The sequence below is a fragment of the Streptomyces sp. NPDC000880 genome (assembly GCF_053599675.1).
The window spans coordinates 1-11,149 of the sequence record NZ_JBSFMS010000045.1; the positions used below are offsets into that span (position 1 = coordinate 1).

Sequence of the window (11,149 nt, forward strand, 5' to 3'; positions counted from 1 at the left end):
CGGTTACATTCCGAACCCGGAAGCTAAGCCTTTCAGCGCCGATGGTACTGCAGGGGGGACCCTGTGGGAGAGTAGGACGCCGCCGAACAATCTTTGTGGGAGAGCCCCGCACCATTTTGGTGCGGGGCTTTTCTGCGTTCAGGGGGCGGTCCTACCCCCCCTGTGCATCGGCCGGCAGTGGCTGAGGGTAAGGTCAGGAGGCATCGTTGGCCCGTTCCACACAGGAGGCCCCCGGGTGGAGGTCCAGGAGACCCGCGTTCAGACGGACCGGGTACTCACCATCCCCAACATCCTCAGCATGGCGCGCCTCGCCGGTGTGCCGCTCTTCCTGTGGCTGATTCTTCGCCCCGAGTTCGGGGGCCCCAAGAGTGATGGCTGGGCATTGCTGGTGCTGATGCTGAGCGGCGTCAGCGACTATCTCGACGGCAAGCTTGCCCGGCGATGGAACCAGATCAGCCGCCTGGGGCGACTTCTCGACCCGGCCGCTGACCGTCTGTACATCCTGTCCACCCTGGTGGGGCTGACCTGGCGCGAGATTCTGCCCATCTGGCTCACCGCAGCGCTATTGGCGCGGGAACTGATGCTGCTGGTGATGGTGGGAATCCTCCGTCGGCACGGCTATCCGCCGCCCCAGGTGAACTTCCTGGGCAAGGCGGCCACGTTCAACCTCATGTATGCCTTCCCCCTGCTGCTTCTCAGTGACGGAAGCGGGTGGCTTGCGTCACTGGCTGCAATTTTCGGATGGGCGTTCGCGGGATGGGGTACAACTCTGTATTGGTGGGCAGGGATGCTCTATGTGGTCCAGGTCCGCCGTCTCGTCAAGGCGGACGCAGTGGCCGATTGACCTCGTCGATGCGGTGCCGTGCAGTGTTGCCGGCCGCGCATGATGCCAGAGCGCCTTTTGGACGGGTGAAGTCGGCCAGACCGTCGTCTCTTCAAGGAGGACGCTTCCGACATGAAGGCCGTCGTGATGGCCGGTGGCGAAGGAACCCGACTTCGCCCTATGACCTCGAGCATGCCCAAGCCGCTCCTGCCGGTGGCCAATCGGCCGATCATGGAGCATGTGCTGCGATTGCTCAAGCGGCATGGACTCAATGAGACCGTCGTAACCGTGCAGTTTCTCGCCTCACTCGTCAAGAACTACTTCGGTGACGGCGAAGAGCTCGGGATGGAGCTCACCTATGCCAATGAGGAGAAGCCACTCGGCACCGCGGGGAGCGTGAAGAACGCCGAGGAAGCACTCAAGGACGATACGTTCCTTGTCATCTCCGGTGATGCGCTCACAGACTTCGATCTCACTGATCTGATCTCCTTCCACAAGGAGAAGGGCGCACTGGTAACAGTGTGTCTGACGCGCGTGCCGAATCCGCTGGAATTCGGCATCACCATCGTGGACGAAGAGGGAAAGGTCGAGCGTTTCCTGGAGAAGCCGACCTGGGGACAGGTTTTCTCGGACACCGTGAACACGGGCATCTATGTCATGGAGCCCGAAGTATTCGACTACGTCGAGGCAGACGTTTCGGTCGACTGGTCCGGCGATGTGTTCCCGCAGCTCATGAAGGAAGGCAAGCCGATCTACGGCTATATCGCCGAGGGCTACTGGGAGGACGTGGGCACGCACGAGAGCTATGTGAAGGCCCAGGCCGACGTCCTCGAAGGCAAGGTGGACGTGGAGCTCGACGGGTTCGAGATCTCTCCCGGTGTGTGGGTGGCGGAAGGCGCGGAAGTGCATCCGGACGCCGTGCTGCGCGGTCCGCTGTATATCGGGGACTACGCCAAGGTCGAAGCCGGTGCGGAGATCCGCGAGCACACGGTCGTCGGGTCCAACGTGGTCGTCAAGAGCGGCGCCTTCCTCCATAGGGCCGTGATCCACGACAACGTGTACATCGGGGAGCATTGCAACCTTCGGGGCTGCGTGATTGGCAAGAACACCGACATCATGCGTGCCGCCCGTATCGAGGACGGCGCCGTGATCGGTGATGAGTGCCTCGTGGGCGAAGAATCGATCATCCAGGGCAATGTGCGGGTCTACCCGTTCAAGACGATCGAGGCGGGCGCGTTTGTCAACACCTCGGTCATCTGGGAGTCGCGGGGCCAGGCGCATCTCTTCGGAGCTCGTGGAGTCACCGGGATCCTCAATGTGGAAATCACGCCCGAGCTGGCGGTGCGGCTGGCGGGTGCGTACGCCACCACCCTCAAGAAGGGGGCGACGGTCACCACGGCGCGTGACCACTCCAGGGGCGCCCGCGCGCTGAAGCGGGCCGTGATCTCGGCGCTGCAGACCAGCGCCATCGATGTACGGGATCTCGAGAACGTACCGCTGCCGGTCGCGCGACAGCAGACGGCGCGCGGCAGCGCCGGCGGCATCATGATCCGTACGTCGCCGGGTGTGGCGGACTCCGTGGACATCATGTTCTTCGACGAGCGCGGGGCGGACCTCTCGCAGGCCGGGCAGCGGAAGCTGGACCGGGTGTACGCGCGTCAGGAGTATCGGCGTGCCTTCCCGGGCGAGATCGGGGATCTGCACTTCCCGTCCAGCGTCTTCGACTCGTACACCGGCTCGCTGCTGCGCAATGTCGACACGTCGGGCATCGCCGAATCGGGACTCAAGGTCGTCATCGACGCGTCCAACGGCAGCGCCGGGCTTGTGCTGCCCAACCTGCTCGGACGGCTCGGTGTGGACGCGCTGACGATTAACCCGGGGCTCGACGAGTCCCGGCCCACCGAATCGGCGGACACCCGCCGGTCCGGGCTGGTGCGGCTGGGCGAGATCGTGGCCTCCGCACGGGCGGCCTTCGGAGTCCGTTTCGACCCCGTCGGCGAGCGGCTGTCCTTCGTTGACGAACGCGGGCGGATCGTCGAGGACGATCGCGCACTGCTGGTGCTGCTCGACCTGATCGCGGCCGAACGGCGCAGCGGGCGGGTGGCACTGCCGGTGACGACCACCAGGATCGCCGAGCAGGTGGCGGCATACCACGGCACACAGGTGGAGTGGACGACCACATCGCCCGACGATCTGACGCGTGTGGGCCGGGAGGAAACCACCATCTTCGGCGGAGACGGCCGTGGTGGCTTCATCGTTCCGGAGTTCAGCAGTGTCTTCGACGGCTTCGCGGCCTTCGTACGGCTGGTCGGCCTGGTGGCTCGTACGCAGCTCACGCTGAGCCAGATCGATGCCCGGATTCCGCGGGCGCATGTGCTGCGGCGTGATCTGGCGACGCCGTGGGCGGTCAAGGGACTGGTGATGCGACGCGTCGTCGAGGCGGCCGGCGACCGGGACGTCGATACAACCGACGGGGTGCGGGTCGTCGAGCCCGACGGCCGCTGGGTCATGGTGCTTCCCGACCCCGCGGAGGCCGTCACCCATTTGTGGGCCGAGGGCCCGGACGACGCCTCGGCGCAGGCGCTGCTCGACGAGTGGTCGGCCGTCGTGGACAGCGCAGGTCACTGAGGTGGGACGGGTGTGCCGGAAGTTGTCTTCCGACGGCTTCCGGCACACCGGTGGGGCCATTCGGCGGTAGCGCCTGCGACGTGCGACGATGTGCGGCATGTCGCAGCAGCCCCCCGTTCGGAGCACCGGCTCTCCACCCGTACGTCCCGATGCGTCCATGTCGCTGCTGACGAACGTTATGGAGCACAGCCTCGACGACGGGTACGCGGAGGCGGCGGCCCGCAGGGAGGCCGAGGGCGGGGGACTGCCCCGTACGCTGCGTGCGAAGCTCGGACTCGCCGCCGGTCTTGTGCTGGCGGCTCTGGTGGTCACCGTCGGGGCCGCGCAGGCACGGATATCGGCACCGGTCGTGGCGAAGGAGCGCGAGGAGCTCATCGACCGGATCGGCGCCGAGACGTCCGACGCCGACGTGCTGGAGCAGAGCGTCGAAGAACTCCGGGACGAGGTGGGGGACCGGCAGCGCAAGGCCCTCAAGACACAGGGCGGGGGCCAGGGGGAACTCGTCGCACTGCTCTCCGGCGCCACTGAGGTGGAGGGGCCGGGTGTGAAGCTCGTCGTCGACGACGCGAAGGACACCGAGCAGGGCGGCGACGGGCCGCGGGAGAGCAGTGGCTTCAGCGACACAGGCCGGGTCCGCGACCGCGATATGCAGCGGATCGTCAACGGGCTCTGGGAGTCGGGTGCGGAAGCCGTCGCGATCAACGGGCAGCGGCTGACCGCCCTGTCCGCGATCCGCGCGGCGGGCGACGCCATACTGGTCGACAACAGGCCGCTGGTGCCGCCGTACACGGTGCTAGCGGTGGGGGACGGCAAGAAGTTGAGCACTGCCTTCCAGGACAGTGCCGACGGGCAGTATCTGCACGTGCTGCAGGAGAACTTCGGTATCCGCACCAGCATCTCCAGCGAGGAGAAGGTGCGTCTGCCGGCGGCGCCGAGCTTGATCGTACGTACAGCAGAGCCGAAGACCGCCGACGCCGGGAAGGGCAACGGGCAGGGCACGGCTGACACAGGGAAGGGCACATCGTGATCGCCGTACTGGGCCTCGTCGTGGGAGTAGTGGTCGGACTGTTGGTCCGACCCGAGGTACCGGTGGTGGTCGAGCCCTATCTGCCAATTGCTGTCGTCGCGGCTCTCGACGCGGTCTTCGGCGGTCTGCGGGCCATGCTCGACGGGATCTTCGTGGACAAGGTCTTCGTCGTCTCCTTCCTGTCGAACGTGGTGGTGGCAGCGCTGATCGTGTTCCTGGGCGACAAGTTGGGCGTCGGCGCCCAACTGTCCACGGGTGTGGTGGTCGTGCTCGGCATCCGGATCTTCTCCAACGCTGCCGCGATTCGCCGGCATGTGTTCCGGGCGTGAGGCCGATGAACAGCGGAGAGAACCCGAAGGGCGAGGAGCCGGAGGCGGTTGCGCCGTCGGCGGACCAGACCGACCGGCCTGAGCGGCCCAAGGCTGAGCGGCCCAAGGCTGAGCAGCCCAGGCCTGATCAGGCCGAGCCCGAGCGGCCCGGGCCGGACCAGGCTGAGCCGGACCAGCCCCTGGCCGAGCAGCAGACCGGCCGCCAGCGGCTCGTCGCGGTGTTGTGGCCGCCGCGGGTCAGCCGCGCTCAACTCATCGTCGCCGTGCTGCTGTTCGTCCTCGGTCTGGGGCTCGCCATCCAGGTCCGCTCGACCAGCGACAACAGCGCGCTGCGTGGCGCCCGCCAGGAGGACCTGGTGCGCATCCTCGACGAACTCGACAATCGCACCCAGCGTCTCGAGGACGAGAAGCAGCGTCTCGAGGACCAGCGCACCGAACTGGAGAACAGCTCGGACCAGGCGGAAGAGGCGCGCAAGCAGACGCGCCAGAAGGAGCAGCAACTCGGCATCCTGGCCGGCACGGTTGCGGCACAGGGCCCCGGCATCACGCTGACCGTCGAGGACCCGTCCGGCGCGGTGGAGTCGGACATGCTGCTCGACGTGATCCAGGAACTGCGCGCCGCCGGTGCGGAAGCGATCCAGGTCAACGACATCCGGGTCGTCGCTGACACGCATTTCACAGGTACGGGTGGTGAGATCGAGGTGGACGGCAAGAAGATCGCCGCGCCGTACCGCTTCAAGGTCATCGGCAAGCCGCAGGACCTGGAGCCCGCCCTCAACATCCCCGGTGGTGTGGTGCAGACGCTGGAGAAGGAGCAGGCCACCGCCACGGTGGAGCGCTCGCAGAAGATCATCGTGGATGCCTTGCGACCTGCGAAGCGGCCTGACTACGCTCGGTCGTCGGCGCCGTGAGGCTCGGGTGCATGGGGTCGGGCGGACCAGGGCATGACGTTGCGGGGGGTCGGTACTTCACAAGCGTGCCGTGTGGTGGAAACTGTCTGGTGGTCACGGACGTTGTGAAGATGTCCGGGTCGGCAGGTGTGATCATTGAGGGTTCGTCCTGCCCCACGGGCGGGTCTATTTCGGTCAAGGGGAATCGCCCGTGAAGTTGTTTCGGAAGTTGTTCGGCAAGAGCGCACGCGAGGACGGCGGCAACGCCAGGCATCGCGCACCGCGCCATGGTCAGGGTGAGGAGCAGGGCGCTGAGCGGCCGCTCTTCCGGGACGAGGTCGCTGGTCCGGGTGGTGACATTTCGGGCGGTCAGGGCGCGTCGTCTGTTGACCCTGCCGGTCCCGGCCGCATAGGTTTCGGGGAACCATCAACCTCAAGTACGGGTGGAGGGTTTTCCTCCGACCCGTATGCGACCAATCCCCACGCGGGGCATCCGCGGCAGGAGGGTCCGTCCATGTCGGCCTTGGTTTGTACGAGGTGCGGGCACCGCAATGCCGAGGCCAGCCGGTTCTGCTCCAACTGTGGCGCGCCGCTGCGCGCCGGGGCGCCGGCGGAGCGTCCTTCGGAGACGACATCGACGATCTCCATCTCCGGCCTCGAGGCGTACGACTCGGAAGTGACGGGCCAGACGCAGGTTCCGTCGCTCTCTCCCGAAGCCCAGGCGGCCGTCGACGCGCTGCCGCTCGGCTCGGCGCTCCTGGTGGTGCGCCGTGGGCCGAATTCCGGCAGCCGCTTCCTGCTGGACGGCGAGCTGACCACGGCCGGCCGTCACCCGCAGAGCGACATCTTCCTCGACGACGTCACCGTCTCGCGGCGCCATGTGGAGTTCCGCAGGGCCCCGGACGGCAGCTTCAGCGTCGCCGACGTCGGCAGTCTCAATGGCACCTACGTCAACCGGGAGCGGATCGACTCGGTCCTCCTGTCGAACGGTGACGAGGTCCAGATCGGCAAGTACCGGCTGGTCTTCTACGCGAGCCAGCGGGGCATGTGACCCTCCCCAGACTCCGTCCGGGCGGACCCCCAGGGAAGGTGTACGTGCTGCGAACAGCGACGGGCGGTGCCGGTCACGGCACCGCCACAGCGGGCGAGAGGCTGATGAGCATCGGCACGGTGCTCAGCCAGTTGCGCGACGAATTTCCCGAAGTGACCATCTCCAAGATCCGTTTTCTGGAGGCCGAGGGGCTGGTCGAGCCGCGGCGCACCCCGTCCGGGTACCGCAAATTCAGTCCCGAGGACGTGGAGCGGCTGGCCCAGGTGTTGCGGATGCAGCGGGATCACTATCTTCCGCTGAAGGTCATCCGCGAGCATCTCGACGCCCTCGGCCGCGGCGAGCAGGTGCAGCTGCCCGCGCAGGGGCCGCAGCGGGAGCTGCTCGAGGGCGCTTGGGAAGTCGACTCGGAGTGTGTGACCGCGGCCCGGGTGGGCCGTACGGAGCTCCTCGCCGCCGCCGAGGTGAGTGAGGCGGAGCTGGCCGAGTGGGAGTCGTACGGCCTGCTCGCGCAGGATGAGGACGGCGGTTACGAGGCCGAATCGGTGACCGTTGCACGGCTGGTCGCGGATCTTGGGAGATTCGGTCTCGAACCCCGGCATCTGCGGGCGATGAAAGCTGCCGCAGACCGTGAGGCGGGACTGGTCGAGCAGGTGGTCGCACCCTTGCGGCGGCACCGAAATCCGCAGACCAGGGCGCATGCCGAGGCCACCACGAAAGAGCTGGCGGCCCTGTCTGTGCGGCTTCACGCGGCCCTCGTGCAGACGGCACTCGGAGTACGGCTGCACTGATCTTGGGGGAGCCCGACTACCCAAACCGGTCGGGCAAGTCCTAGGGTTACTGTGTGAACGAGCTCGACGTTGTGGGTGTCCGGGTCGAAATGCCCTCGAACCAACCGATCGTGCTCCTGCGTGAAGTGGGAGGCGACCGGTACCTCCCCATTTGGATTGGTCCTGGGGAGGCTACCGCCATTGCCTTCGCCCAGCAGGGCATGGCACCGGCCAGGCCGCTGACGCATGACCTCTTCAAAGACGTGCTGGAGGCGGTGGGTCAGGAGCTCACCGAGGTCCGCATCACTGACCTGCGCGAAGGGGTTTTCTATGCGGAGCTGGTCTTTGCCAGCGGAGTCGAGGTGAGCGCCAGACCGTCCGACGCCATAGCGCTGGCCCTGCGCACCGGTACGCCGATCTACGGCAGTGACGGGGTGCTCGACGACGCGGGAATCGCCATTCCGGACGAGCAGGAGGACGAGGTGGAGAAGTTCCGCGAGTTCCTCGATCAGATCTCGCCCGAGGACTTCGGCACCAACAGCCAGTGACCGCCGCGACAGGCGGCGTCGGCACATTCGACCAGCATTTCCCCGAATAGGGGCACGAGAAACCACTCTCAGGGTGATTATCACTCGGCGTGCCGAGTGTGGCGATCGTTGACGCACCCCGGGTGACTGCCTACCGTCGAGATGGCAGGTCAAGGACGGAGGTCGGCGTGAGAAGCAGCGGCGACGGTGCGGCAGGGGGCGCCCCCGGACGGAGTCTGGGGGAGGGCGGGCCGTATCCGCTTCACGAGAGTGCGGCCGACCCATCGAGGGAGACGATCGGCTACCGGGGGCCGACCGCGTGTGCGGCGGCGGGCATCACCTATCGGCAACTTGACTACTGGGCGCGCACCGGGCTGGTCGAGCCCAGCGTGCGGCCGGCGTACGGATCGGGCACCCAGCGGCTCTACAGCTTCCGCGATGTGGTCGTCCTCAAGATCGTCAAGCGTTTTCTCGACACCGGTGTGGCGCTGCAGAACATCCGCACCGCGGTGCAGCATCTGCGGGCGCGCGGCTTCACGGACCTCGATCGCATGACGCTCATGAGCGACGGCGCCACGGTCTACGAGTGCTCGTCGCCCGACGAGGTGGTTGACCTGCTCCAGGGCGGCCAGGGAGTCTTCGGGATCGCCGTCGGCGTGGTGTGGCGGGATGTCGAGGCGGCGCTGTCTCAGCTGCACGGCGAGCGGATCGACACCGGCGAGACCCTCGTCGGGAGCAACCCTGCGGACGAGCTGGCCAGACGCAGGCGCGACCGGGCCGTCTGAGCGCCGACGCCGGTGGACGTTACCGTCGCCACTGGCAGACGGCGCTGTCTGTCGGCGCCATTGTCAGTGGCGTAGGGCAGCATCGAACATGTGAGAACCGCGCCGACGATTCTGCATCTGGACATGGATGCCTTCTTCGCCGCCGCCGAACAGGCGGCGAAGCCGAGTCTGCGCGGAAAGCCGGTGGTCGTCGGGGGGCTCGGGCCGCGCGGGGTCGTCGCCACCGCTTCGTACGAGGCAAGGCGCTTCGGCGTGCACTCGGCGATGCCGATGGCGCAGGCAAGGCGGCTGGCGCCGAACGCCGCGTATCTCGTGCCTCGCTTTTCGCTCTACCGCGCGGTCAGCGAGCAGGTGATGGAGCTGCTCGGCGGGCTCTCGCCGCTGGTGGAGCCGCTGAGCCTGGACGAGGCCTTCGTCGACTTGGAGGCGGGAGGCTCTGCCGATGACTCGGCTTCCGCGCGGGCGGCCGGTGAGCGGCTGCGCCGCGACATCCTCGCCGTCACCGGGCTGACGGGGTCCGTCGGGCTCGCGGGATCCAAGATGCTCGCCAAGATCGCCTCCGAGCAGGCGAAACCGGACGGTCTGCTGCTCATAGAGCCCGGTACGGAGCGTGAGCTGCTCGGGCCGATGTCCGTGCGGACGCTGCCGGGGGTGGGGCCGGCCACCGGGGAGCATCTGCGGCGGGCCGGGATGACGACCGTCGCCGAGCTCGCGGAGGCGGGTGAGGACGAGCTCGTACGGCTGCTGGGCAAGGCCCACGGGACCTCGCTGTTCCGCATGGCCATGGGGTACGACGACCGGCCGGTGGTGGCCGAGCGGGACGCGAAGTCGGTGTCGGTGGAGGACACGTTCGATGTTGATCTGCACGATCGGGTGCGCGTACGGATCGAGGTGGAGCGACTGGCCGACCGGTGTGTGCAGCGGCTGCGGGCGTCCGGGCACTCGGGGCGGACCATCGTGCTGAAGGTGCGGCGGTACGACTTCTCGACGCTGACGCGCTCGGAGACGCTGCGCGGACCGACGGACGACCCGGCGGTGGTGCGGGAGGCGGCCGGGCGGCTGCTGGAGGCGGTGGACACCACGGGCGGGGTACGGCTGCTGGGGGTGGGCGTGACGGGGCTCGCGGATTACACGCAGGAGGATCTCTTCGCCCAGGCCGCGGCCGATGAGCCGGACGAGCACGCAGCACACGAGGAGGCGGCCGAGGGTGAGCGGGAGACGCACGAGGCCGACGACGCGGCGGAGGCCGGGGCGGGGACGGGAGCCGCAGCCGGGGCAGGAGCCCGGGCGGGAGCAGGTGTCGGGGCGGGCGCGGCGGAGCACGAGGCGCTCGCGGCGCGGCGCTGGGCGGCCGGGCATGACGTGCGGCATGCCGAGTACGGGGCGGGGTGGGTGCAGGGCAGCGGGCTCGGCCGGGTCACGGTGCGGTTCGAGGAGCCGGGGTCGCCGCCGGGGCGCGTACGCACCTTCCGGGTCGACGACCCCGATCTGGAGCCCTCCGATCCGCTGCCGCTCGTCGAGCTGCCCCACGGCGGCGGAGAGTGCGGGTCAGTCCTCCTGGCCGGCGACGCGGCCGAAGGACCGGTCCCCTGAGGAGGGAGCGGGCCTCTCGGGGGCCTCGGAGAGTTCGAGGCCGTAGTGGTGATAAAGCTGAAGCTCCTGCTCCGGGGAGAGATGGCGGCCGACTCCGAAGTCCGGGGCATCCTTGATCAGCGAGCGCTCGTACGGGACATGCAGGGTGTCGTCGACGAGCTTGCTCGGCTCCAGCGGGACGAACGCGTCCCGGCTGAACAGGCCGGTCCGCACCGCTGCCCACTCGGGCACTCCCGTGGCATCGTCCAGGTACACCTCGTCCACAGTCCCGATCTTGTGGCCGTTGCGGTCGAACGCCTTGCGGCCGATCAGGCTGCGCGGATCGATATCGGTCTGCACGGTCCCTCCAATAGGTCGCAACTGCTGTGTAAATACTACAAAAGTGCACATCGGGGGTGTCGGCCACTTGAGCGATCGGCGAGGGGGCGCGCTGGTAGGCTGGCAAACGGCTGCTGACCCTGTGCGGGAGAGTCCACCGGTGAACGTGCCGGCGGCGCCGAAGGAGCAAATCCTCCCCGGAATCTCTCAGGCCCCTGTACCGCACGGACGAGGTCACTCTGGAAAGCAGGGCGGGCGTCGGACGGCATCCGCTCTCACCGACGGTGAAAGCCGGAGCGTGGCATGCGCGCGCCCTGGTGAAACTCTCAGGTTGAGATGACAGAGGGGGAGGCCGTCCGGGCATCCGCGCCGTGGTGCCCCTCGCAGGTCGTGTCAGACCAGGAGGCCTCC

The 11,149-nt window shown here is 67.8% G+C and carries 11 protein-coding genes, 1 rRNA gene and 1 riboswitch; of the genes, 11 read left to right on the forward strand and 1 reads right to left on the reverse strand.

Annotated features, from left to right (window positions below; all coding sequences use genetic code 11):
* From rrf to ACWDO5_RS17085, 11 genes are all read left to right on the forward strand, one after another.
* A 5S ribosomal RNA gene (rrf, locus tag ACWDO5_RS17035) occupies positions 1-88 on the forward strand; the annotation flags it as partial.
* A gap of 147 nt (positions 89-235) precedes the next feature.
* Positions 236-844 carry a CDP-alcohol phosphatidyltransferase family protein gene (locus ACWDO5_RS17040; RefSeq protein ID WP_450531079.1) on the forward strand — a complete coding sequence of 203 codons (609 nt, stop codon included), beginning with the start codon at positions 236-238 and terminating at the stop codon, positions 842-844.
* A gap of 111 nt (positions 845-955) precedes the next feature.
* A complete protein-coding gene (locus ACWDO5_RS17045; protein WP_450531080.1) occupies positions 956-3,451 on the forward strand; it encodes a sugar phosphate nucleotidyltransferase in 2,496 nt (831 codons plus the stop codon).
* A gap of 97 nt (positions 3,452-3,548) precedes the next feature.
* Entirely contained in the window at positions 3,549-4,478 is a 930-nt protein-coding gene (locus ACWDO5_RS17050) for a DUF881 domain-containing protein (protein WP_450531081.1), read from the forward strand.
* A complete protein-coding gene (locus ACWDO5_RS17055; protein ID WP_406448239.1) occupies positions 4,475-4,807 on the forward strand; it encodes a small basic family protein in 333 nt (110 codons plus the stop codon). Before ACWDO5_RS17050 ends, ACWDO5_RS17055 begins: the two co-directional genes overlap by 4 nt.
* Before the next feature lie 5 nt (positions 4,808-4,812).
* On the forward strand, positions 4,813-5,718 hold the full coding sequence (locus ACWDO5_RS17060) for a DUF881 domain-containing protein (RefSeq protein WP_450531082.1): 906 nt from the start codon (positions 4,813-4,815) through the stop codon (positions 5,716-5,718).
* Positions 5,719-5,866: 148 nt separating this feature from the next.
* On the forward strand, positions 5,867-6,748 hold the full coding sequence (locus ACWDO5_RS17065; protein ID WP_450531123.1) for an FHA domain-containing protein: 882 nt from the start codon (positions 5,867-5,869) through the stop codon (positions 6,746-6,748).
* Between the two features lie 44 nt (positions 6,749-6,792).
* Positions 6,793-7,536, forward strand: a complete 744-nt coding sequence (ftsR, locus tag ACWDO5_RS17070; RefSeq protein ID WP_450531083.1) for a transcriptional regulator FtsR — start codon at positions 6,793-6,795, stop codon at positions 7,534-7,536.
* A gap of 53 nt (positions 7,537-7,589) precedes the next feature.
* Positions 7,590-8,063: a bifunctional nuclease family protein gene (locus ACWDO5_RS17075; RefSeq protein ID WP_006123076.1), complete on the forward strand. Its 474-nt coding sequence runs from the start codon at positions 7,590-7,592 to the stop codon at positions 8,061-8,063.
* A gap of 167 nt (positions 8,064-8,230) precedes the next feature.
* The gene (locus tag ACWDO5_RS17080; RefSeq protein ID WP_450531084.1) at positions 8,231-8,827 is read left to right on the forward strand and encodes a MerR family transcriptional regulator; all 597 of its coding nucleotides are present in this window, start codon (positions 8,231-8,233) and stop codon (positions 8,825-8,827) included.
* A 90-nt stretch (positions 8,828-8,917) separates the two neighbouring features.
* Complete coding sequence (locus ACWDO5_RS17085; protein WP_450531085.1) at positions 8,918-10,420, forward strand: DNA polymerase IV; 1,503 nt, start codon at positions 8,918-8,920, stop codon at positions 10,418-10,420.
* On the opposite strand, the gene ACWDO5_RS17090 is transcribed toward ACWDO5_RS17085, so the two are convergent.
* The gene (locus tag ACWDO5_RS17090; RefSeq protein WP_450531124.1) at positions 10,376-10,771 is read right to left on the reverse strand and encodes a PRC-barrel domain-containing protein; all 396 of its coding nucleotides are present in this window, start codon (positions 10,769-10,771) and stop codon (positions 10,376-10,378) included. The genes ACWDO5_RS17085 and ACWDO5_RS17090 overlap by 45 nt on opposite strands.
* A gap of 102 nt (positions 10,772-10,873) precedes the next feature.
* Positions 10,874-10,971, forward strand: a riboswitch (glycine riboswitch).
* The last annotated feature ends 178 nt before the right edge of the window (positions 10,972-11,149 follow it).